A 23049-nucleotide genomic window follows, 5' to 3' on the forward strand; every position below is an offset into this window, starting at 1 on the left:
TTTTGTAATTTTATCGAAATAATTCGTTTTCAATCCTTATGAAATCGAATTTTTCTGAGCGAAAATAAAAACTGGCACGCTTCCTGCATTGAAGATTTCCAGACGCAATCAGCGTCGGAACTGACTTCAGGAACGTCGTGCCATGATCCGTTTTTCCACTCTGCTGCTCTGCGCGCTCTCCACAGCCAGCGTTGCCCTGCCGCTTCAGGCCGCTGATGCCGCTCCCACCGGGATCGGTACGACCAGCACGGAAATCGACCTCTCGTCGCTGGACCTCACGACCACGCGGGACTGGACAATCGCCAACAAGAAGATTGCCCGGGCCTCCCATGCCGTCTGCCAGAAGCTCATTCAGGACAACTGGCTGGTGGACAGCGATGGCGCCGACTGCGAGCAGGACGCGTTCTCCCGCGCCCACGAGGATCTCTACGCCCTCCGGGACCAGCAGCGCACCCTTCATCAGAGCGGCCATCAGAACGGCCATGTGCTCCTCGCCCTTTCCGCCGGGAAGTGAGACCCGTGTCCCGGCCCGCCTTTGCGGCCCTGGTTCTGGCGCTGCCTTTTGCGGCGGCCCTTGTTCCGGGCGCGATTGCGGGCCTGTCCCCGGAGCCAGCGATCAGCGTCCAGAGCGCTGCACGGCTGGCAGCATCAGGACGCGCGGGGGAGCCGCACCACGAAACAGGCACCCCGGATCGCACCGGACGGATCCATCCGGTTCTCGGCGAACAGATTGCCGCGCAGGGCGTGAATGATCTGCCGGCTGATCGCGAGCCCGAGGCCGGAATGCTGGCCGAAGTTCTCGGTCTGGGGCCGCTCTGAATAGAAACGGTCGAAAATGCTGTCGAGCTTTCCGGGCGGAATGCCAGGGCCCTGATCGGTAATGGTGATTTCCACCACGCTCCCCGTCCCGGGCCCGCTCCCGGCAATATCGCGCGCACTGGCATGCAAGGCGATGATGCCCTTCGGCGGTGAGAACGAGACCGCATTGCCAATCAGGTTGCGCAACACCTGAACCAGACGGTCCTCCACGGCCAGCGCCTTGAGCGGCGGGTCCTGATCGCGGACGTCCAGCCGAAGCACAGGGTCGTTTTCCCGGCGGGTGGTCTGGTGCATTTCCGCGAGGATGGACAGGAGCGCCACGACCGAAACGGGCTCGGGGCGCACGCGGGACAGCTCTGCATCAATCCGGCTGGCGTCGGAAATGTCGGTAATCAGGCGGTCAAGCCGTTTGACGTCACTGTTTATGATTCCCATCAGCCGTTCGCGACGCTCGGCGATCTGGATACGCGGCAACGTCTCGATAGCGGAGCGGATGGAGGACAGCGGGTTCTTGATTTCGTGACTCACATCAGCGGCGAAGCGTTCGATGTCATCCATCCGCGCCCAGAGCGCCAGCGCACTGCCCCGGAGCGAGCGGGCCAGAACGCCAATCTCGTCCCGACGGATCAACAGCCGCTCGGGCACCAGGTCCTTGCGGCCATCCGTTTCGCGCATGTCGTTGGACGCCCGCGCCAGCGTCAGGAGCGGGCGGGCGATCGTGAGCGACAGATACCACGACAGCAGCACTGTCACGACAAGCGCCGCCAGAACCAGCGACAGGATCGAGGACCGGACAGCGAACAGCGTGCGGTCCACTTCTGGCGCATGGCGCGTCAGCTGGATTTCCCCGACCGTCACGCCATCACGCACGACCGGCTCCACCACCGTCACGACAAGCTGATGGTCTTTTGTCCGTCGGATAAAGGGCGGCAGCTCGGCCTGTGACTGGAGCGGCCGGGCATCATGCGGGCCGTCCATGGCGGTATCGTTGGTGTCGAGCGTGACTTCCTCGCTGGAGGTCAGCGGCAGGAGCGACAGCAGCCAGTCGTAGAAACTTTCCAGAATATTGTTGCGCGGCGGCTGCCACGGCGTGCCATCGACGGGGTCGGGGAGCGCATGGTCCTGTTTGCGGCGAGAGGCCGTACGGCTGTCCACGACAAGCTTGCCATCCGGATCGAACAGCAGGGCGTGAGCATTCGGACTCGGCTCGGTCAGGCTGGCCAGAAGCGGCCGGGCCTGCGCGACATCCAGCTCCAGATTACCCCCGGGCGCGGGATGGCCCGGCCCGTGCGCGTTCACCCGCACAGCGGACTGGCCAAGGGCACCTGCATAGATATGCGCCTGTTCACGCAGGGCGTTGACGTCGGTTTCCAAAAGCCCATTCTGGAACTGGTCCAGAAACAGCAGCGTGACGGCCAGAAGAGCGAGCGGCAGGGCGTTCAGCAGCAGGATCCGCACCAGAAGCGGGGACGCCAGACGCCGCCGCGATAGCGAGATTTCCGAAGCCCGCCGCGGGCGCAGGCGCTTCAAGATCTTTGCGCCGACCTTCCGCAGGGACTCGCCCAGCCCCGCCCGCAGAGCAGCCCGGGCCGATTCGGCACGCCGCCGGTCCCGGCCCTGTTCCAGCCGGTCGGCATCGAGAATATGGCCTGTCGGAAAAGCCCCCGAATCATCATCCACGCGCGCTTACTCGTCCCGGTAGCGGTAGCCGATGCCGTACAGCGTCTCGATCTGGTTGAACTCGTCGTCCACCTGACGGAACTTCTTGCGGACGCGCTTGATGTGGCTGTCGATCGTGCGGTCATCGACATAGATATTGTCGCCATAGGCGGCATCAATGAGCTGGTCGCGCGACTTCACCATCCCCGGACGCAGGGCCAGAGCCTTGACCAGCAGGAATTCCGTGACCGTGAGCGCAATGTCCTGTCCGTCCCACAGGCACTGATGGCGCGTTTCGTCCAGCGAGAGCTTGCCCCGCACGATGGCGGAGCCGACGGCTGCCACACCCGTGGCCTCGGCCCGGCTGGCATCCTGACGGCGCAGCAGGGCGCGGATGCGCTCGATCAGCAGACGCTGGGAGAAGGGCTTGGTGATGTAGTCGTCAGCCCCCAGACGCAGGCCCATGAGCTGATCCAGCTCCTCGTCCTTGGACGTCAGGAAAATGACCGGCAGGTTCGAGCGCGACCGCAGGCGCTGGAGCAGCTCCATGCCATCCATGCGCGGCATTTTCACATCCAGCACCGCAAGGCTGACCGGGCGCGAGGTGATGCCCTGTAGCGCGCTTTCGCCATCGGTATAGGTGTGGACGGTAAATCCTTCGGCTTCGAGCGTCATCTGAACGGACGCGAGAATGTTCCGGTCATCGTCCACCAGCGCGATGATCGGCGCGGCGGAAGCTCCGGGCGGCGTCTGCGAGGCAGGCGCGGGCGGCGCGTAGGGGGTTCGGGGCGTCTCCATGAGGGGTCCGTCTGCTGAGAACTGTTGCGGCTTTTTACCTATAACCCATGATCCATGATGGCGGAAAATAGGCTTTTCAATGACATGATGCGTCGTTATGCGACGGCGCAACCCTTGTCTTTAGGACAATCAGCGTTATCTCCTGAAGAAGAACGGGGCCGCATGATGGCCCGTCCCACCAAAGAAGGTCGTGACATGACAGACCACAACGCCTCGCCGGAAACGGCCCACGACGTGCCTGAACAGGGCGTCGAGACCTCCGGCCACGAAACGCCGGGCATGAACGAAACTGGCGGAGAAAAGCTGGAAGAGACGACTCCCGAAGCCCGGATCGAGGCTCTTGAAGCCCAGGTTGCGGAACTCAAGGACCGCTGGGTCCGTTCCGAGGCCGAAAGCCAGAACATCCGCGCCCGCGCCAAGCGCGACATCGAGGATGCGCGCCAGTACGCCATCCAGAAATTCGCCCGCGACGTGGTGGAAGCCGCCGACAATCTCGAGCGCGGTCTGGCCTCCCTGCCCGCGAAGACGGAAGGTGAGGACATCCTCATCACGAAGCTGCGCGAGGGAATCGAGGGCACACAGCGTTCGTTCCTCGGCATTCTCGAACGCAACGGCATCACCTGCGAAGACCCTACCGGCAAGCCGTTCGACGCCAACCTGCATCAGGCGATGGCGGAACAGCCGTCCGACCAGCATCCGTCAGGCCATGTCATGCAGGCCTGGACGCCGGCATGGCTGCTCAAGGGCCGCCTGCTGAAGCCCGCCATGGTCGTGGTCGCCAAGGGCGAACCGGCTGCAGCACCGCAGGGCGTCGACACCACGGCCTGATTGGCCACAGGGTCGATTTTCTTTGCGGAACGCCAGCCGGGAACGGTTGGCGTTCCGCAACACCCTGCTAAAGTTGGCTCATGAGTCGCATACTTGTCATAAAGCTCGGCGCGCTGGGCGATTTCGTTCAGGCTTTCAGCGCTTTCGCGTCCATCCGGGCTGCCTTCCCCCACGCCACGCTGAACCTTCTGACGACCGCGCCTTTCGTGGATCTGGCCCGCGCCGCGCCATGGTTCGACGAAGTCCTCACGGATGACCGCCCGTCGATGGGCAATCTGCCGGGGCTGTGGCGCCTGTCGCGCAAGCTGCGCGGCTATGACCGGGTCTTCGATCTTCAGACTTCGGGACGGTCCAAAACCTATTTCCGCCTCGCAGGACAGCCCGCGAACTGGTCTGGCATTTCCGACGGCTGCTGCCATCCGCACGGCAATCCGTCGCGCAACGCCATGCACACGCTGGCCCGGCTCGACGACCAACTGCATGACGCCGGGGTTACCCCCCTGCCGCGCAGTGTTCCGCGCTGGCTTCAGGGCTATGGGCCGGACATTGCTGCCCCCTATGCCGTTCTGGTACCGGGCGCAGCCCCTCACCGCCCCCAGAAAAGATGGCCCAGCGCCCGCTTTGCCGAAATTGCAAAATCCCTTGCCGCGAAGGGCATCCGTCCGGTCATCGCAGGAACCCGGACCGAAGCGCATTTGGCCCAGGACATCCTGCGCGTCTGCCCAGCGGCCCTCGACCTGACGGGCCAGACCACGATGGTCGAACTCGCGGGCGTACTCGACCGCGCCTGCCTCGTGATCGGCAACGACACCGGCCCGATGCATCTGGCCGCCGCGATGGACACACCCTGCCTCACGCTTTTCGGCCCGGACAGCGATCCGCGCCTGACGGCACCCCTCACCCCTACGGCAGGCCGGACGGAGCTGATCGTGGTGCCTGATCTGGCGATGCTGCCCGTAGAACGGGTCGAGACCTGCATGGACGCCCTGCTGTCCCGATGACCCGAATCCGCTGCGTCATGATGCAGAAGAACGAGGCGACCCTGCTGGAGCCGTGGATTCTGTGGCACGCGGCAATTTTCGGTTTTCCCAGCCTGACCGTGATCGACAATGGTTCGACTGACCCCGCCGTTCTGGAGATCCAGAGCCGGTATGAGGAAAAGGGCGTGCGGATCATCCGCGATCACGCATCGCACAGCGATTTCCTGCACAAAGGCGAGGTCATCGCCAACATCATCCGTCAGTGGGATGCAGAAGAGTCCTACGATTTTGCCGTCCCGCTGGACTGCGACGAGTTCCTGACGGTTTTTCTGGACCAGCTTTCGCTCGACCCGGACGTTATTCGACGGCAGTTCGACTATCTGAAGCAGGAAAACGCGACCTTCATCACCGAACGCCTGCTGCTGAACGTGCCGGAAGCACCGGATTACTACCGGCCCCAGATTGTCCGGCGCGGTCTGTTCCGGGCGCATACGATCGTCAGTCTGGACCGCGGCTTTCACAACCCGCAGAGCATTTATCCCAACCGTTATGTCCGCACGCCTTTCGTGTATCTGCATCTGCACAACCGGCCGGACTACGAAGACATCCGTCGTTTCGCCCGCCAGAAACTGACCGCCACGGACACCGGCGCACAGCCTGAACATCCCAAAGACGGTACGCATCTGCATTATTATTTCAACGCCAGCTATCAGGACTTTCTCGCCAGTTACAGCCTGACGCCGGATCTGTATGCGCCCATGATCGCGCAGCGCTTTCGGGATCTGGGTGTCGATCCGGACATCCTGCTCGGCATGGGAGAGAGCGTTCCGCACCCTCCCCTCAGCATCCCGTCCGGCTTTGTGGCCCATCGGGCACGCGATGACGGGCAACAGCACGAGTATCGGGTTTTCGATCCGCTGTATTATGCCCAAAGCAACCCGGATGTGACGCAGGACGACTATTACGGGATCTGGCCCCTCATCCATTATGTCACGCTCGGATGGGACGAAGGGCGGCAGCCCGATCCCCATGATGGGCCTGCGCTCGTGCTGCGGATGGACAAAGCGACCTGAAAACGGTCCGACTGTCCGTCTGGGGGTTGCGGCGGGACGGGGATTGAGGCCATTTACCCGTTCATTTTTCGGCAGAGCGATCTGCCGTTCCCACTCGCACAGGAGCGATCTCCATGCCCGCCATCACACTCCCCGACGGAAGCGTCCGCACATTCGACGGGACGGTGACGGGCACGACGATCGCCGCCTCCATCGGACCGGGCCTCGCCAAGGCCGCCATGGCGATGGAAGTGGACGGCAAGCCCGTCGATATCAGCACCAAAATCAGCAGTGATGCGTCCGTAAAGTTCGTCACCCGCAAGGATGAGGACGCGCTGGAAATGATCCGCCATGACGCGGCGCATGTTCTGGCCGAAGCCGTGCAGTCCCTGTGGCCTGAAACGCAGGTCACGATCGGGCCGAGCATCAAGGACGGGTTCTATTACGATTTCTCTCGCGAGAAGCCGTTCACCCCGGAAGACTTCCCGGCCATCGAAGAAAAGATGCGCGAGATTGTGGCGGCCAACACGCCGTTCGTCCGCGAGGTCTGGGACCGTGACGAAGCCATCCGCTTCTTCGAAGAGAAGGGCGAGGACTTCAAGGCGCAGCTCATTCAGGACCTGCCGGAAGACGAGCAGATCTCGATCTACCGTCAGGGCGAATGGCTCGACCTGTGCCGTGGCCCGCATCTGCGCACCACCGGCGATGTCGGCACGGCGTTCAAGCTGATGCGCGTGGCTGGCGCTTACTGGCGCGGCGACCATCGCAACCCCATGCTGACCCGCATTTACGGCACTGCCTGGCGCGACAAGAAGGAGCTGGACGCCCATCTCCTGCGCCTTGAGGAAGCCGAGAAGCGCGATCATCGCCGCATCGGGCGCGAAATGGACCTCTTCCACATTCAGGAAGAAGCCGTCGGACAGATCTTCTGGCACCGCAAGGGCTGGCGCCTCTACACGGTCCTTCAGGACTACATGCGCCGTGCGCAGGAGCGGAACAACTACGAGGAAGTCCGCACCCCGCAGCTCGTGGACCGCGCGCTCTGGGAGGCTTCGGGCCACTGGGACAAGTATCGCGAGAACATGTTCATCGCGACCGTCGAGGACGAAGACAAGACCCTCGCACTCAAGCCCATGAACTGCCCGTGCCACGTGCAGATCTTCCGTCACGGCCTGCGCTCCTATCGTGAGCTGCCGCTGCGGATGGCGGAATTCGGCGCCTGTCACCGTTATGAACCGTCGGGCGCGCTGCACGGCATCATGCGCGTGCGCGGCTTCACGCAGGACGACGCCCATATTTTCTGCACGGACGACCAGATCGCGGACGAAACCGCGAAATTCGTGAAGATGCTGGCCGAAGTTTACACGGATCTCGGATTCGAGAGCTTCCGCGTGAAGTTCTCCGACCGTCCGGAAACGCGTGCGGGTTCGGACGAGGTCTGGGATCGTGCGGAAGGCTCGCTCAAGAAAGCCTGCGAGATCGCGGGCGTCGAGTACGAATACAATCCGGGCGAAGGCGCGTTCTACGGTCCGAAGCTCGAATTCGTGCTGACGGATGCCATCGGTCGTGACTGGCAGTGCGGCACGCTTCAGGTGGATTACGTTCTGCCGGAGCGTCTGGACGCCTCTTACATCGGCGAGGACAGCAACCGTCATCGTCCGGTCATGCTGCATCGCGCGATTCTCGGCAGTTTTGAGCGCTTCATCGGTATCCTGATCGAGCAGTATGCCGGCAAGTTCCCGCTCTGGCTGGCACCCACGCAGGTTGTTGTGGCGTCCATCGTCTCCGACGCTGGCGATTATGCCAACGAAGTCGCCGCGACCCTCAAGGCCGCGGGACTCCAGGTCGAGACCGACATCCGCAGCGACAAGATCAACGCCAAGATCCGCGAACACAGCCTGGCGCGCGTTCCGGTCATCCTTGTGGTGGGTCGTCGCGAAGCCGAGGAACGCAAGGTCGCCATGCGGCGTCTGGGCGGCGCGACGCAGGAAATTCTCTCGCTCGACGAGGCCGTTGCGGCTCTTGCGAAAGAGGCGCAGGCCCCCGACATCGCACGCGCGACAAAGGATTGAACGTAATCCCCTTGCACCGGGCGTAAGGCAGGACTATGTGCAGAAGGAACGGGATCGGAACTGGCCGTATCCCGCCTTTCTTCGTGAAGGCGGATGCAGGCTACCGGACCCGACCGAAACTGATGACAGGAGCTGACCATAGCTAGACCGCCGATGCAGGCCGCGCCAACCCGTGAAGGACCGCGCGTCAACGAGGAAATCCGTGTTCCGCAGGTTCGTCTGATTGACGAAGAAGGCGAAATGCAGGGCGTCATGACGACCCGGGATGCCCTGATGCGCGCTTTTTCGGTGGGTCTCGACCTTCTGGAAATCAGCCCGACCGCTGTTCCTCCTGTCGTGAAGATTCTCGACTACGGCAAGTTCAAGTATGAGCAGCAGAAGAAGAAGAACGAAGCCCGCAAAAAGCAGAAGGTCATTGAGATCAAGGAAGTGAAGGTTCGTCCCGGTACGGGCGAGCATGACTTCCAGACCAAGCTCAAGGCTATTCACAGCTTTCTTGACGAAGGCGACAAGGTCAAGATTTCCCTGCGCTTCAAGGGCCGCGAAATGGCCCATCAGGAGCTGGGTATCAAGATGCTTGAGCGTATCCGGCAGGAAGTCGAAGAAAAGGCGAAGGTGGAGCAGATGCCCCGCCTTGAAAACCGCCAGATGCTGATGGTGATTGCGCCCCGCTAAAGGGGGCTTTCATCCTGCGAATGGAAAACCGGCCGCCTCCTTTTCGGGAAGCGGCCGGTTTTTTTTATGGCCTGTGCTTCAGGCCGCCTCGGCCGCAAGGTTCGTGCGGTACAGTGCAACGAACTGCCGCAGCATGCCCGCAATCTCGACCGCCGGCGTCTCCCAGTCTCCCGAACGCGGCTGACGGAAAATCCGCATGCTGGGATACCACGGCGTTGTCGAACCGGTTTCGCCCCAGCGCCAGCACGCATCGCTGCGTGAAATCATCCAGACCGGCAGGCCGAGTCCGCCAGCCAGATGCACCATGGATGTATCTACGCTGATCAGCAGGTCCACGCCATAAAGCCGGGCCGCCGTGTCCGCGAAATCCACAATCCCGTCCGTGACGTCGATCACGGGCAGGCCGGTTTCGACAATCTGGTTTTTCGCGGCACCAAGCTGAAAACTGACGAACCGGATTCCCTCCACATCCATCAGGGGAGCGAGTTTCTCCAGCGGGACACTCCGGCGCCGGTCCACCTGCGTGGCGACGAAATCATGAGGTCGGGGGTCACCGTTCCAGACCAGCCCGACAATCAGTTCGGGCTGCCGGGGGGTCTGCACCACGCTCTGCCGCAAAGCACCGCCCACACGCTCCTGTTCCTCGACGGGCACGGACAGATACGGACATTCCGGCGCCGTGTCCGGTGTCAGACCCAGGCGCATCGGCAGGCCGACAAGCGGGCAGTGCAGATCCAGAGGCAATGACGGATCAAGCGTCGTGATCACCCTGTCAATGCCGTCCATCCGCTCCAGAAGTCTGACAAGCGAGGGCGGAACCTGCACCACGGTCGTCGCCCCCAGCGCCTTGAGCAGGGGCACAAAACGGATGAACTGGAGCGTATCGCCATAGCCCTGTTCGTGATGGATCAGAATGGTCCGGCCCGTCAGGTCCTCCCCGTCCCATAGCGGGACGGAAAGATCCGTGCGCGGCATCTGGCAGCACCGCCAGCGCCATTCATACTCCCGCCATCCGGCCTCGAAATTTCCGATCTTCAGAAGACTGACGGCCCGTCCGAAACGACAGACGCCGTTTTCCGGCGCAAGAGCAATGGCCCGGTCATAATAGGGAAGCGATTCTTCGCTCCGCCCAAGGCACTGAAGCGCATGGGCAATATTATTGATGGCCGGAACATGGTCCGGACAGAGGGAATCGCCGGTTATGGCGTTCTCAAGGGCCGCATCGAACGCGCCCTTGCGGGCCTGAACCAGGCTCAGATCGACGTAATACGGCGCCTCGGACGGTTTTTGCTGGATGGCGACCTTCAGCGCCCGCTCCGCTCCGTCCAGATCGCCTGCTTCCAGACAAACAATTCCCAGACGATGCCAGATCCTCGGGGCGTTGACGTCCAGATGCAGGCTCTGGAGGTAAAAGCGCCGTGCCTGTTGCCAGTCCCTGAGGCGCTCATACAGACATCCCGCCAGAAATGCGGAATGCGGTTCTTCAGGAAGCGTCTGGACACCTTCGTTCAGCTTTTCGAATGCAGCGGATACGTCGCCCGCATCTGCCAGAGCGATAATGTCCTGTGCCAGCAAACGGAAAGAATTGGGCATGAGGGCTCCTTTTTTTTCGTGGTAGCGAAAGCTCCCTAAGAAACCCTTAAAATCCTTCTCTTTTACACCCTGACAGAGGCCGCTCCCGCGGCAGAAACATTACTGCGACAGTTCCGCCTGTACGAAGACATTCACGCGAAGGGTCTGTTCATCCGGGCTGCGTTGCGGTGGTGCGGAATCGGCCATACGGGCAGCCATGAGCATGACGGGACGCGGGCCCGGCTCCTGAGATGAAATGCGAACCTCCTTCAGGCGCACGAGGCGCAGACCCAGCGTCTGTGCGCTCTGCTCCGCCTGCTGGCGGACCTGTTTGAGGGCCGTCGTCCGGGCATCTTTCAGAAGCTGTTCACGGGTGGCGTCATCCAGAGACCAGTCCATCCCTTCCAGCATCAGGGACTGCGACTGGAGTTGCCCGGCCAGCGCGAGAAGCTGCACGGAGTCCTTGCCGCTGAGCTCAAGCTCCTGCCGGGCCGTCCAGCTTTTGGGCGCGTGCTCAGGCGTGTTCTCGTAAATGGAGTATCCCCCCGCCTTCGCTTCGATTCCCGCCTGACCTCCCGCCAGTTTCAGGGCAGCGGCCATGCGGGTGTTTACGTCCTTCTGGGCCGTCGCGGCGGACGGACTGTCAGAGCGGACGGACAGGCGGACCGTCAGTTCCGTTGGCGCGGCATGGGCATTGCCGGTCACACTGAAATCAAGCTGGGTCGTTGTCTGTGGCGTTGTCTGGGGCATGTCAGCGGCCTGTGCTGTGGAGAACGTCCCGGAAAGGGCGAGCGGAGACACGGCCAGAGCAGCCACCAGAAACGGGGCTGGCCGGATCAGGGAGGAAAGACGGATCATCGGATCTCCTGAAAGCAGGTATCGTATGGAATGCCCCGAAAACTATCAGCAAAGCGCGTCAGCGCGGCTCCGGGGCGTGTTTCAGCAGGACCAACGCCCGACGCAGGCGTTCGATCCCCGCCCGGACATGCCCCTGTGCACAAAGAAGGCTTCCCTGCGCGCGCAGATGACGCGCGTCTTCCATCATCCCCAGCGCAATGGCGGCGGGAGGAGCGGCCAGTTCGCCATCCACGCTTTTGCGAAGCCGCGCACAGTATTCCGCCGTCTCGGACGTCACCGAAATCGCATCATCTGACCGCCCGGACGGCTGGTGCTGCACCGGATGCAGGACCGGCGACGCGGCCAGACAGCCGAGCAGACAGAAGGCCGGGAGCAGCACCGGCGAAGGGAGGAAAAAGCGCATTACGGACTGTCTAGCCCATTCCAGCTAAGCGCAGGGTGGGGCTGGCATGAAACTTCCGTCATGCAGCCTTTGCGACGGGTGGCACGACCGGCAGGAGCAGGGTCGCGGACAGGCCCTGATCCCCGTTTTTCAGTTCAAGCGCACCCCCATGCAGACTCATGACAGCCTGTACGAGCGACAGACCAAGCCCGGCTCCCGGCGTGTTACGAGCCGTTTCGGCCCGGAAGAACCGCTCGGAAGCTCGCCCCAGATCGTCCTCGCTCATCCCCGGCCCCTGATCCGCAACAGTAATGGCCAGACGATCGCCACGCATGTCCACCGACAGGGTAATGGCCGTGTCGGGCGGTGCGAACTTGATGGCATTGTCCAGCAGATTGGCCACGGCCTGTTGCAGCAGATGCGGATCGCCATTCACAGGCGGCACGGTCCCGGCCCTGAAGACCAGTCGCAGCCCGGCGTCCTCAACAGACGCCTCATAGAGTTCGCTCAGTCCATCGAGCAGGGAGCGGACATCCAGAAGCGTGAAAGCCGCCCGCCTCGCGCCCGCCTCAAGCTGCGCAATCCGCAGCAGGGCCTCGAAAATCGACGTCACCCGGTCGAGATCCGTAACCGCACGGTCGATCGCGGCATGAAGTTCCCCGGCGGAGGTCGCGGTACGATTGGCGTCCTCGAGCCGGGCGCGGGCACGGGCAATCGGTGTGCGCAAGTCGTGTGCAATGGCGTTGGAGACCTGTTTGACGCCATCCATCAGGCGGTTGATCCGCTCGAGCATGGTGTTGACGGTCTGCGCCACCAGATCGGTTTCATTGCCCGTGAGGGGGATACGCTGACTCAGATCGCCCTGCGCCACCGCCGCCGTCGTGCGCGCGATGGAGCGGACGACCTGCCGGAAAATCCTGCGGATCGCCAGCGCCCCGCCTGCCGCCAGTAAAGAGACCATGACCCAGGCCCAGATCAGCGTATCGGTCAGAACGTGCCGGACGAGCTGACGCCCGCGGACATCGCGCCCCACGATCATCCGAAACCCCTGCGTCAGGGCATAGGCGTGCATCTTGGCATTGGTGCGAAAGCCGTCGCGCTTGATGGCCAGCTCATAAAACTGGTCCATCTGGCTGATGACGACCGGCCAGCCCGGCAGGTTTCCGGCAAATTTGCGACCGTCGGGGCCGACCAAGAGATACAGCTCGTCATCATCGACATTCTGGTCCAGCCGGTCCTGAATGGCGAGGCTGAGCGCGGGCGGGCCGCCCTGCGCCCAGCGATGGGAGAGATCGGCGGCATCGACCTGCACCGCAAGCTCCACCTGACGGTCGAGCTGTCCGGTCGTGTTCCACCAGATGAAGGACAGGAATGCCCCGGCCGAAATCACGAACACCAGCCCGTAGGCCAGCGCGAAGTTCAGCCCGGCCGAACGGACCGGCCAGCGCAGGCGCCGTTTCAGGAGCAGCCAGAAACAGCGGACCTTGCGCAGCAGCATTCCCAATCAGTCCGCCCGCAGGATATAGCCCGCATTGCGGATCGTGTGGATCATGGGCTTGTCGAACGGCTTGTCCACCTTCTGCCGCAGGCGCGAGACATGCACGTCGATCACGTTGGTCTGCGGGTCGAAATGATAGTCCCACACGCGCTCGAGCAGCATGGTGCGGGTCACGACCTGCCCGGCATGACGGATCAGGAATTCCAGAAGGCGAAACTCACGGGGCTGAAGGTCGATCTTCTCGCCGCCACGTTTGACGGTGCGGGACAGCAGATCCATTTCCAGATCGCCCACCACAAGCCGCGTCTGTGGCGCGCTTTCCGGACGGCCACGACGGCCCAGCGCCTCGACACGCGCCAGAAGCTCGGAGAAGGCGAAGGGCTTGGTCATGTAGTCATCGCCGCCGGCCTTGAGACCCGCAACGCGCTCGTCCACATCCGCCAGCGCCGAGAGCAGCAGGACGGGCGTTGCATTCTTCTGACCGCGCAGGGTTTCGAGAATCCGCAGACCGTCGATGCCGCCTGGCAGCATCCGGTCCAGGATCACGACGTCATAGTTCTCGCTGACGGCCAGAAACAGGCCGTCCTTGCCGTTATCCGCTTCATCAACGACATGCCCGGCTTCCCGCAACCCCTTGAGCACGAAAGCACGGACCGTCGGATCATCCTCGACCAGCAGGATACGCATCGTTGTCTCTCTTCCTTCCGAACGCAGTCTTGCCGTTCCCTTTAGGAAAGAATACCGGCTTGAAGGGCGCCGTCAAACGCCGTTGTTACAGAACGGGCTGCCTAGCGGGGAATTGCGTTGTCAAACGCATCCTGCTGCGCGTCGCGCAGGGACGAGGCGCTGATCGGCCCCCATGAGAACGGGGAGGCCTCGGAAAGCCCGTCGCGATAACCGCTCTGCCCCCGTGACGGCGGCACGGGACTGCATCCGGCAAGCCCGGCCAGCAGGACCAGACCGCACAGGCAGACTGACCTGCGAAGTGGCTCAGTCATCCGCATCCTGCGGACGCGGACCGATATGGATGGGCAGCGTCAGAGACTGTTTGCCGCGCTGGATCCGAAAACTCAGAACCACGCCCGGACGCGCCGCCGCGATACTCCGCAGAAGCATCCGCGCGCTGGTGACGGGAACATTGTCCACCTGAGTCACGATATCGCCGCGCCGCAGACCGCCCTTCTGGGCCGGGCCCCCATTGTCGACACCCGCAATCCCAATGGCCGTATCGCCATCATCGAGCGTAATGCCGAGCCAGCCATGTTCGGCATGGCCCGTCGCCTCTATTTCCGCGACGATCGGCGCCACGATTTCGGACGGGATACCAAAGCCAATCCCCACAGACCCGCCTGCAGGCGTTACGATGGCAGCATTCACGGCCACGACCTGTCCGCGCATGTTGAAGGCCGGACCGCCCGAATTTCCCGGATTGATCGGGGCATCAAGCTGGATGAAGTCGTCAAGCGACCCGATCCCCAGATCGCGCCCGACCGCCGAGACAATTCCCGCCGTGACGGACGATCCGAACCCGAACGGATTGCCCGCGACGAGAATCCAGTCCCCGATATCGGTCTGCTGGCTGTCGCCCCAGGTGACATGCGGAAGCGGCTCGGGACTATCGACCTTGATGACGGCAATATCCGTCAGCGGATCGGCCCCGAGCAGACGCGCCGGCATTTCATGCCCGTTGGACAGCGAGACCACAACCTTGTCCGCCCCGCCCACGACATGGCGGTTGGTCACGATGATCCCGGACGGATCGACTATGAAGCCCGATCCCGCGCCGACCATTTCTTCCTGCTGGCGTTTCATCCGGTCCCGGTAGCGCTTTTCCAGTGGCGTGCCGCGGATCTGGGGCGGGATATGGTCGTGGCCGTCGGGGCTGTTCTGGGTGATGGCGATGTTGACGACGGCCGGGATCACCTGCCGCACCAGGGGGGCGAAACTCAGCGGTCCGTATTTGACCAGAAGCGGCGGCAAAGCGGGGGCCGGAGCCGGGACGACGGCGGGTTGTGTAGGGATGCCATGCGCGTCCGTGTTCTCGCCCGCGACGGTGCGGTCGGGGATGATGGTCGGAAGCAGTTTCGGCGCGGGGACCGGCATGGCCGCGGGTTTCTGCGGCTGTTCCACGGGATGTGCAACGCTCTGCGGGCTGTTGCCATGACCGCGCAGGGCCAGCATCAGCCCCACCGTCACCACAGTGGCCGTTCCGGCACCGATTGCAGCAGCCTGCAGGGTGCGGTTCATGGGAAACAGGACAGGAACATCGTCATATCAAAGCTGCTAACACAGAATTGTTCCACATCCCAAGATCCTGACGATTCAGCGCCCCTGCTGAGATTTCGAACGCGGTTTCGGCGGCTCTGCCGTTGCGGGGTCCTCAGGCCAGTCATGGCGGGGATAACGGCCGCGCATGTCCCGGCGCATATCGGCCCAGCTCCCTTTCCAGAAGCCTTCCAGATCCGCCGTGATCGCCTGCGGACGTCCGGCTGGGGACAGCAGCGCGCATTGCAGGGCAAGCTGTCCATCCGCAAGTTCCGGCGTCCGGGCCGTCCCGTAAAAGGCCTGCGCGCGGGCGGAAACCGTAGGAACCGCGCCGGTATAGTCGATATCGTGCGTGCTGGCCTTCAGCGTCAGACGCGGCGGCAGCTTGCGGTCCAGCGCGGACAGATCAGCATAGTCCAGCCGCGCGCGCAGGATGGACAGCAGGTCCAGCGCCCTGACCTGCGCGAGCCGGTCACATCCCGCAAGATACGGCTCCAGCCATTCCAGAGACGCCGCCAGCCCCCCATCGGACAGGTCCGGCAGATGCGGCGCATAGGTCGCGCGGGCATGGGCCACGCGGGCCTGAAACTGACGCCCGGCCTCCGTCCAGGTCAGGGCCTGCGCCGGAGTCGCGGCGATCTGCTGCATCAGCAGGGTCTGCGCTTCCTCGGGGCTGATCTCGCCATTGCGGTCCCGCAGGACCAGCGCCCCCAGACGGAGCCTGCGACGGGCGATGATGCGGCCGGATGTCCCGTCCAGCGTCGTCTCGACCTGCTCGCGGGTCCGGTCCAGAAGGGTCCGGGGCAGGTTTTCGGCATCCAGCGGGGCGGCGAGCGTGATTTCCGTTGAAGTGCGCGTATGGAACGCCGCCCCGGCCAGCAGTTTCTCGCGCGCCAGCGGATCATTGGCCGAGACGCGGGCACTGCCCCCGCCCGCCAGACGAAAACGCCCGAGCTCACCCGCCGCCTGCGCCACACGATCCGGAAAACCGGCGGCCAGCAGCGCGCCCGCATGATCCGGCAGCGGGATGAGCGGCACGTCCCGCTCTCCCATCCGGCGCAGGAAGCGCTTTGCGGACTGACGCATATGGAACAGGCTGGCCCGGTCCGCGCGCGGGTCATCGCGCTCGAACAGGGCGAAGCGTACGCGGATATCGGCCCCTGACGTATTTCCTTGGGCAGGACCGGACGGGCGGTTCGGGCGTGGACGAAGCGGATCGCGCTCTTCCAACAGAGCCGCCAGACAGGCCGCCGTCACGCGCTCCGGCAGGGTCCGGGCCGCGCACAGCATCGCGGCCAGACGCGGATGCGTGCCGAGGGACGCCATGCGTTTGCCAAGCGCCGTAATGCGGTTGGCATCATCCAGCGCACCGAGTTCACGCAGCAGTTCGCGCCCGCCGGCCAGAACGCCGGCAGGCGGCGTGTCCAGCAGCGGCAGGCTGTCGGGAGCCGTTCCCATGACCTCCTGCCAGGCGGCGGTGACAAGCGCGAAATCCGTCAGATCGGCCACGAGAATTTCCGGCGCGTCCTGCGGGCGCAGACTACGCTGCGTCATCTCCGACCACAGGCGGATGGCAATGCCCGGAGACTGCCGCCCCGCACGGCCTGCGCGCTGGGTGGCGGTGGCGCGGGAAATCTTCAGCGTTTCCAGCCGCGACAGGCCCGTATTCGGATCAAGCCGCGGGGCACGACGCAGACCACCATCCACAACAATCCGCACGCCCGAAACCGTGACGGACGTCTCGGCAATGGACGTCGCGAGCACGACGCGGCGCGTGTCAGACGGCGCGATGGCGCGGTCCTGATCTTCGGTCGTCTGTTCGCCGTGCAGCGGGAAAACGGGGACTGTGCCGTCCAGCAGCGCCTGAGTGCGGCGGATTTCGCCAACGCCGGGCAGGAACGCGAGAATATCGCCGTCTTCTTCTACCAGCGCCTGACGGATCGCGCGGGCGCAGGCTTCCGGCAGGTCCCGCATGTGGGGAATATCGCGGGTATGGCGGATGTCGATGGGGAACTGGCGGCCTTCGCTCTCGATCAGCGGGGCGTTCATCAGCGTCGTGAACGCCCGGCCATCGGGCGTGGCCGACATGGCCAGAATCCGCAGATCCGGCCTCATTTCGCGTTGCATGTCCAGACAGAACGCCAGCGCCGCATCCAGATCGAGCGAGCGTTCATGCACTTCATCGAACAGCACCGCACCCACACCATCCAGCAGCGGATCGGTCAGCAGACGGCGCAGAAGCAGACCCTCGGTCACGACCTCGATGCGCGTTCTGGCGGACATTGTGGAATCAGTACGCGTGCGGAATCCCACGATGCCGCCCGGCTTTTCACCCAGCGACGACGCCATGCGCGAGGCCGCCCCACGCACCGCCACGCGGCGCGGCTCCACGAGAATCAGACGCTGCGCTCCCAGCCATGGCGCGTCCAGAAGCGCAAGCGGCGTCAGCGTCGTCTTGCCCGCACCCGGAGGCGCGACGAGAACGGCGTTAGGCTGCGTCTGCAACGTCGCCCGAAGCTCCGGCAGGATCGCCGTGACGGGAAGTTCGGGAGGAAGAATGAAGGTCAGAACACAGCCCCCGCACTGACAACGATAGCCAGCAATTTGAAAGTTTTTGGTGAAGCTTTTTGAAAAAAGCTTCGACGTTCTCCGCCTTTTTGAAAAACGGCGGAACCCAAAAACTTTCCTCTGTATCTTCTTACCGCAACGAAAAACCGAGTTTGTGCAGCACCGTGCGCATGACGTGACGGCCGCTCAGGCCCTTGAAGCTGTCGACACGACTGGCCACCGTTTCCGACCAGGCGCGCGACGACAGGCCCTGTTCCTTCTGGTAGTCGTCCGCCACCCGGTCATAGACCGCGATGCCTTCAGCCTCGGTCTCCGTGCTGTAGCGCTCGCGGTGCAGAACCACGTCCTGCCCCAGACGTGGTTTGTGGCCGTTCTGGGCTGCGGGATCGGGCTGGCCCACACAGAGCCCCACCACCGCCACCGAACGCGGCGGCAGGGACAGGAGGCGTGCCACCTCTTCGGGATGGTTGCGCAGGCCGCCGATATAGACCGTGCCCAGCCCGAGGGACTCGAAGGCCGTGACGGCGTTCTGGGCCGCAATGCCGGTATCGAGCGTCGCCATGAGGAAGATTTCCTCATAGTCGAGCGCCTCGTGCCCCGTCCCTGCCAGATTGGCGATCCGCTCCAGCCGGGACAGATCCACGATCCATGCGAGGAACAGCGGGGCGACTTCGATATGCTTCTGGCCACCGCACAGTTCGGCGAGTCTGGCCCGCGTCTCCGGGTTCTCGACGGCCACGACGGACCAGACCTGAAGATTGCTGGAGGTCGCAGCCGAGGACGCCGCCGCAATTCCGGCCTCCAGCGTTCCTTCGGGCAGGGCATCCGGCAGATAGGCCCGGACCGAATGATGCGACAGCAGCAGGTCGAGCACCGCATTGTCCGGCAGGGTTTCCGGCGCCGGCGTGCGGTACCGTGTCTGCCACAGTGCGGAAATCCTTTCGGAAGAGGTGCCCGACATATCGTGATCCCTTATTCGTCGCCTTACTCGTCGTACGTCATCAGAGCGTTCAGCGGAACGTCCAGTTTGTCACGGCCCTTCAGATCCGCAAGCTCGATCAGCACGGACGCACCTACGACCTCAGCGCCCACCTTGCGCAGAAGATCAACGGATGCCGCCAGCGTGCCACCCGTCGCCAGAAGATCGTCCAGCACCACGACGCGCTGGCCCGGTTTGATGGCGTCTGCCTGGATGTGCAGCTCGTCCTCGCCATATTCGAGGCCGTATTTCAGGGAAATGGTCTTGCCCGGCAGCTTGCCCGGCTTGCGCAGCATCGTAAAACCACAGCCCAGACGCAGCGCGAGCGGAGCGGCGGTCAGGAAGCCGCGGCTCTCGATTCCGGCCAGCATATCGGGCTGCCAGGCGGCGATCGCACGGGCCAGACGCGCGGTGGCGACCTGCCAGGCGTCCGGAGAGCGGATCAGGGTCGAGATATCGTAGAACAGGATGCCCGGCTTCGGAAAATCCGGAATTTCGCGGATGTAACTCTTGAGATCGAGCGGCTGGGGATCCTGAAACGACATGGTGGCACGGCTTTCATCTGATCATGGCAAACAGCGCGGCATGTAGGGGAGTCTCCCCCCCAACTCAACCCCCGGGTTCAGGTCCGGCCTCAGGTGCGGATTGCGTCCGTCGCCTGTGCGATGGCTGCCAGAAGCCCGGCCCTGCGGAACGGTTTGGGCAGCACGGCCATGCCGTGCGGGGCCGTGTCGCGGTCTTCATAATCTCCGGACATGAGTACGACGGCCATCTGCGGGCTGCGCTCCCGCAGCAGATGCGCGATTTCCAGCCCGTTTCTGGCGCCAGGCAGGTTGAGGTCCGTCACCAGAAGATCCGGCGCCCCGTCCCCTTCCAGAGCCGCAAGACCGTCCAGAACATGCCGGACCGTCCAGCCTTCCCGCTGGAGAACCGTCTCGACCACTAGCGCGATGGCGGCGTCATCTTCGACAAGCAGAGCTTTCATGACGGATGTTTCCTCAGGAATGGCGCGGAGGTTCCGCAGTGACCGGCAGGCGGGGCCGCAGCAGGGCAAATCCCATGGCGGCAACGAAGGCAAACGTCATGAAGATCGCCATCGGAACGGCCGTCCCGGACGGCATCAGTCCGAACAGTGCGCTCGCCACGGCGCCGAAAAGATACTGCATCGTGCCAGCCAGCGCCGAGGCCGAACCGGCACGGTCGGACTGTTCGGACAGCGCGCCGACCATGGCATTCGGCCCGATGACGCCCGTGGGCGCCATGGTGATGACAAGGGCTACGATGAGCGGCCACAGGAACATCGCCTTGATATGCCCCTGCGGATCGAGATCGTAGTTCGAGACCAGCGCCAGCAGAAGCAGAACCGCACACCCGGCCAGACTGATCCCCAGCGCGGAAAACAGCATCCTGCCCGTACTGACACGCCCCACAAGCTGCCCGTTGATGGCGGACGCCCCGATCATGCAGATCGCGAATAACCCGAACAGCATGCCGTAATGGAACGGCGACATTCCGAACACGTCCTCGAACAGCATGGGCGCCGCCGTGAGGTAGGTAAAGGTCACGAATCCCAGAAAGCTCCAGACCAGACCATTCGTGATGAAGCTGCGGGTCCGCAGGATATAGGTGTAGCGTTCGATGATGGAAATCGGACGCAGATCCCGGCGGTCCTGCGGGTCCAGTGTTTCGGGAAAGACCGTCATCAGCAGGAGGGTGCAGAGCCCGCCATAGACGGCCGTGGCCCAGAAGATCATGCGCCAGTCCACGAATTTCAGCGCAAAACCGCCCAGCATGGGGGCAAGGATCGGCACGGTGCCCTGAATGACGATCAGCCGGGACATCATTTTTGACGATTCGTCCCCTTCCGTCAGATCCCGGATGCACGCATTCGGCACCACAAGTCCGGCGGAAGCCATGATGGCGGAAAAAACACGGCACAGGCACAGGAACGTCATGCTGGGCGCCATCGCACAGCCGATTTCGCCGAGCGTATAACCCAGCATGCCGATCAGCAGCGGCCAGCGACGGCCGAAGCGGTCCGAGATCGGGCCGATGCTGATCTGCCCGATGGCCAGCCCGATCACCCAGGCCGCCATGGTCGCACTGCCCGAACCCGCCGCCGTGTGAAGCTGGCGCTCCATTTCGGGGAGAGCCGGAAGATAGACATCCGTCGAGACCGGCCCGACAGCCGTAAAAATTCCCAGCAGAACCGGAAGCCATGCGGGCAGGGAATCTCCCCGTCTGAATCTCATGGTCTGGTCTGTCATGCGCGTCTGCCTGTTCACTTCAGGTTGCGGATTGATGGTCTGATGGTGTGGTCAGGGTGCGTCCTGTTCCCGTGCATCCTGTTCCCGGCCATGCTGACGCAGCAGAACAGCGCCCAGCACACCCGACACGACGAACAGGATTCCCGCAAGCCCCAACTGAAGGACATGCCCGATCCGCGTCCCGGACCCGACCAGAACGAAAATCAGCGTCTGCGGCAGTCCGCCCAGAAAGGTCGCGACCGAGAACGGCAGCAACGGCAGTTCAAACAGCCCCGCCGCCGTCGAAACCAGCAGGGCCGACCCCACAGGCATCAGCCGCAGCGTCAGCACCGCCCGGAAGGGCTTTGCATGGAGCGTGCGGGCCAGGGCGGCATAATCCGCTTCCAGCCTGTCATGCAACCGCGCCCGGAACGCCGCCGGGGCCAGAAGCCGCGCCCAGCCATACGCCAGAGCCGCCCCCAGCATATAGGCCAGCGAACACAGGACAAGCCCGCCCCATAATCCAAAGGCCAGCCCCGCCGCCACGCACAGTGCCTGACGCGGCAGGCCGCACGCGCTGTAGGGCACGGCCAGCAGCAGGAACCACAGCGGCGCGCCCGGCGTCTCACGCCAGTGCGGAGCATTTTCCAGAAGATGATGGATGAACGGCAGCCGCTGGAGTGCTGCCACCAGCACCAGCATCGCGCCGATCGTCAGCGCGGCACGCCACGGAACGATCTGCCGCAATGTGCGGCGCAGGTCCGGATCGGGGGGGAGAGACATCGGGCTACCCATTCCTGCCCGATACCAGCCGCAGGCCGCCGCGGCTATGGCCCGGACCGTAAACACGCGTTCATGCCTGCGCGGTTGCTGCCGAAGGAGCGGCATCCGGAAAAATCATCCGGCTGCATTTTCCCCTTGCAGATATATCTTAAGATACTATATCGTTCGATATATCGAATAGGAGAACATAATGTTCAGACGTAAGACAGATTTTTTCAGCACGGACCGTCATGGCGGCAATCATCGTGGAGGCTTCTTCGGCAGGGGGCGACCCGTCGCGGAAGGCGACGACCGGAAAGACCGCGGCGAACGGCCCAATGAGAAACGGGGTGGTCGTCACCGGGGCATGGACCGCGGCGAAGGCGGCTTCGGACACCGACATGGCGGACGTGGCGGCGGCATGGGAGGCGGACGTTTTGGCGGGCGCTTCGGAAGAGGCTTTGGCGGCGATCTCGGCGGCGAAGACTTCACACGCGGCCGCAAGCTGACGGCGGATGAGCTTCAGCTCGTCATCCTCGCTTTGCTCGCGGAAGCCCCTGCCCACGGCTATGAGCTGATCCGGCGCCTCGAAGAGCGTTCGGGCGGATTCTACAAGCCCAGCCCCGGCGTGATCTATCCCTCCCTCACCTATCTTGAGGAAACCGGCCTTGCCGCCGTCACGCAGGACGGCAACCGCAAGCTCTACAGCCTGACGGACGAGGGAAAAGCCCATCACGAGGCCCACAGTGAGGAAGCAGCCCGCATCCTCGACGTCCTGAGCCGCATCGGCGCCCGCATGGCGGATGTCCGCGAGGCTTTCACCGGCGTCAACGACCTCGACCCCACCTTGGGGCAGGCCTTTCATGATGCGCGTTTTGCCTTGAAATCCGCCCTGAAGTCCCGCCGTGGCGCGGATGCGGACGAACTGCGGCGGATCGTGGCGATCCTCAACCGTGCGGCAGCGGAGATCGCAAACCCTGCCTCCGACAAGGCTCCAAGCAACGAGGCCTCGGGCGAATAAGGCGCGGCGCACCTC

At 63.6% G+C, this 23049-nt stretch carries 22 protein-coding genes; 7 read left to right on the top strand and 15 right to left on the bottom strand.

Annotation, left to right across the window (positions count from 1 at the left end):
* Positions 1-142: 142 nt before the first annotated feature.
* Complete coding sequence (locus tag GAL01_RS05940; protein WP_062031220.1) at positions 143-514, top strand: UrcA family protein; 372 nt, start codon at positions 143-145, stop codon at positions 512-514.
* 134 nt (positions 515-648) lie between these two features.
* Here the strand turns inward: GAL01_RS05940 and GAL01_RS05945 are convergent, their stop codons facing one another.
* Both GAL01_RS05945 and GAL01_RS05950 read right to left on the bottom strand, forming a co-directional pair.
* Positions 649-2349 (bottom strand): stimulus-sensing domain-containing protein, encoded by a 1701-nt coding sequence (locus GAL01_RS05945; RefSeq protein WP_373317668.1) that lies wholly within the window; start codon positions 2347-2349, stop codon positions 649-651.
* Positions 2350-2505: 156 nt separating this feature from the next.
* Positions 2506-3276: a response regulator transcription factor gene (locus GAL01_RS05950; protein ID WP_062031216.1), complete on the bottom strand. Its 771-nt coding sequence runs from the start codon at positions 3274-3276 to the stop codon at positions 2506-2508.
* A gap of 162 nt (positions 3277-3438) precedes the next feature.
* Between GAL01_RS05950 and GAL01_RS05955 the strand changes: the two genes are divergently transcribed.
* From GAL01_RS05955 to infC, 5 genes are all read left to right on the top strand, one after another.
* Positions 3439-4104, top strand: a complete 666-nt coding sequence (locus GAL01_RS05955; protein ID WP_174694452.1) for a nucleotide exchange factor GrpE — start codon at positions 3439-3441, stop codon at positions 4102-4104.
* Positions 4105-4184: 80 nt separating this feature from the next.
* Positions 4185-5105: a glycosyltransferase family 9 protein gene (locus tag GAL01_RS05960; RefSeq protein ID WP_062031213.1), complete on the top strand. Its 921-nt coding sequence runs from the start codon at positions 4185-4187 to the stop codon at positions 5103-5105.
* On the top strand, positions 5102-6157 hold the full coding sequence (locus GAL01_RS05965; protein ID WP_062031210.1) for a glycosyltransferase family 2 protein: 1056 nt from the start codon (positions 5102-5104) through the stop codon (positions 6155-6157). The genes GAL01_RS05960 and GAL01_RS05965 overlap by 4 nt, the downstream gene beginning before the upstream one ends.
* A 113-nt stretch (positions 6158-6270) precedes the next feature.
* Positions 6271-8208, top strand: coding sequence for a threonine--tRNA ligase (thrS, locus tag GAL01_RS05970; RefSeq protein WP_062031208.1), 1938 nt, complete (start codon positions 6271-6273; stop codon positions 8206-8208).
* Positions 8209-8361: 153 nt separating this feature from the next.
* The gene (gene infC, locus GAL01_RS05975; RefSeq protein WP_011252394.1) at positions 8362-8883 is read left to right on the top strand and encodes a translation initiation factor IF-3; all 522 of its coding nucleotides are present in this window, start codon (positions 8362-8364) and stop codon (positions 8881-8883) included.
* A 78-nt stretch (positions 8884-8961) separates the two neighbouring features.
* Here infC and GAL01_RS05980 read toward each other — a convergent pair whose 3' ends face one another.
* The 13 genes from GAL01_RS05980 to GAL01_RS06040 all read right to left on the bottom strand — a co-directional run bounded on the left by GAL01_RS05980 (position 8962) and on the right by GAL01_RS06040 (position 22034).
* Positions 8962-10476, bottom strand: a complete 1515-nt coding sequence (locus GAL01_RS05980) for a tetratricopeptide repeat protein (RefSeq protein WP_062031206.1) — start codon at positions 10474-10476, stop codon at positions 8962-8964.
* A 99-nt stretch (positions 10477-10575) separates the two neighbouring features.
* Positions 10576-11313: an SIMPL domain-containing protein gene (locus tag GAL01_RS05985; RefSeq protein WP_062031201.1), complete on the bottom strand. Its 738-nt coding sequence runs from the start codon at positions 11311-11313 to the stop codon at positions 10576-10578.
* Positions 11314-11371: 58 nt separating this feature from the next.
* Complete coding sequence (locus GAL01_RS05990) at positions 11372-11716, bottom strand: hypothetical protein (protein ID WP_062031196.1); 345 nt, start codon at positions 11714-11716, stop codon at positions 11372-11374.
* Positions 11717-11774: 58 nt separating this feature from the next.
* Positions 11775-13193, bottom strand: coding sequence for a HAMP domain-containing sensor histidine kinase (locus GAL01_RS05995; RefSeq protein ID WP_062031192.1), 1419 nt, complete (start codon positions 13191-13193; stop codon positions 11775-11777).
* Between the two features lie 6 nt (positions 13194-13199).
* Positions 13200-13880, bottom strand: coding sequence for a winged helix-turn-helix domain-containing protein (locus tag GAL01_RS06000; protein ID WP_011252400.1), 681 nt, complete (start codon positions 13878-13880; stop codon positions 13200-13202).
* Positions 13881-13981: 101 nt separating this feature from the next.
* The gene (locus GAL01_RS06005; RefSeq protein ID WP_062031189.1) at positions 13982-14191 is read right to left on the bottom strand and encodes a hypothetical protein; all 210 of its coding nucleotides are present in this window, start codon (positions 14189-14191) and stop codon (positions 13982-13984) included.
* The gene (locus GAL01_RS06010; protein WP_062031186.1) at positions 14184-15440 is read right to left on the bottom strand and encodes a S1C family serine protease; all 1257 of its coding nucleotides are present in this window, start codon (positions 15438-15440) and stop codon (positions 14184-14186) included. The genes GAL01_RS06005 and GAL01_RS06010 overlap by 8 nt, the downstream gene beginning before the upstream one ends.
* A 75-nt stretch (positions 15441-15515) precedes the next feature.
* On the bottom strand, positions 15516-18026 hold the full coding sequence (hrpB, locus tag GAL01_RS06015; RefSeq protein ID WP_169926407.1) for an ATP-dependent helicase HrpB: 2511 nt from the start codon (positions 18024-18026) through the stop codon (positions 15516-15518).
* A 130-nt stretch (positions 18027-18156) separates the two neighbouring features.
* Complete coding sequence (locus GAL01_RS06020) at positions 18157-18987, bottom strand: NADPH-dependent oxidoreductase (RefSeq protein WP_062031184.1); 831 nt, start codon at positions 18985-18987, stop codon at positions 18157-18159.
* A 23-nt stretch (positions 18988-19010) separates the two neighbouring features.
* On the bottom strand, positions 19011-19550 hold the full coding sequence (locus tag GAL01_RS06025) for an adenine phosphoribosyltransferase (protein WP_062031179.1): 540 nt from the start codon (positions 19548-19550) through the stop codon (positions 19011-19013).
* An 89-nt stretch (positions 19551-19639) separates the two neighbouring features.
* Positions 19640-19990, bottom strand: a complete 351-nt coding sequence (locus tag GAL01_RS06030) for a response regulator (protein ID WP_062031175.1) — start codon at positions 19988-19990, stop codon at positions 19640-19642.
* A gap of 13 nt (positions 19991-20003) precedes the next feature.
* Positions 20004-21272, bottom strand: coding sequence for a multidrug effflux MFS transporter (locus tag GAL01_RS06035; RefSeq protein WP_062031170.1), 1269 nt, complete (start codon positions 21270-21272; stop codon positions 20004-20006).
* Between the two features lie 51 nt (positions 21273-21323).
* On the bottom strand, positions 21324-22034 hold the full coding sequence (locus tag GAL01_RS06040; protein ID WP_255308573.1) for a TVP38/TMEM64 family protein: 711 nt from the start codon (positions 22032-22034) through the stop codon (positions 21324-21326).
* A gap of 190 nt (positions 22035-22224) precedes the next feature.
* Between GAL01_RS06040 and GAL01_RS06045 the strand changes: the two genes are divergently transcribed.
* Complete coding sequence (locus GAL01_RS06045; protein WP_197458988.1) at positions 22225-23034, top strand: PadR family transcriptional regulator; 810 nt, start codon at positions 22225-22227, stop codon at positions 23032-23034.
* Positions 23035-23049 lie beyond the last annotated feature (15 nt).

This window comes from Gluconobacter albidus (genome assembly GCF_002723915.1).
GTDB lineage: Bacteria > Pseudomonadota > Alphaproteobacteria > Acetobacterales > Acetobacteraceae > Gluconobacter > Gluconobacter albidus.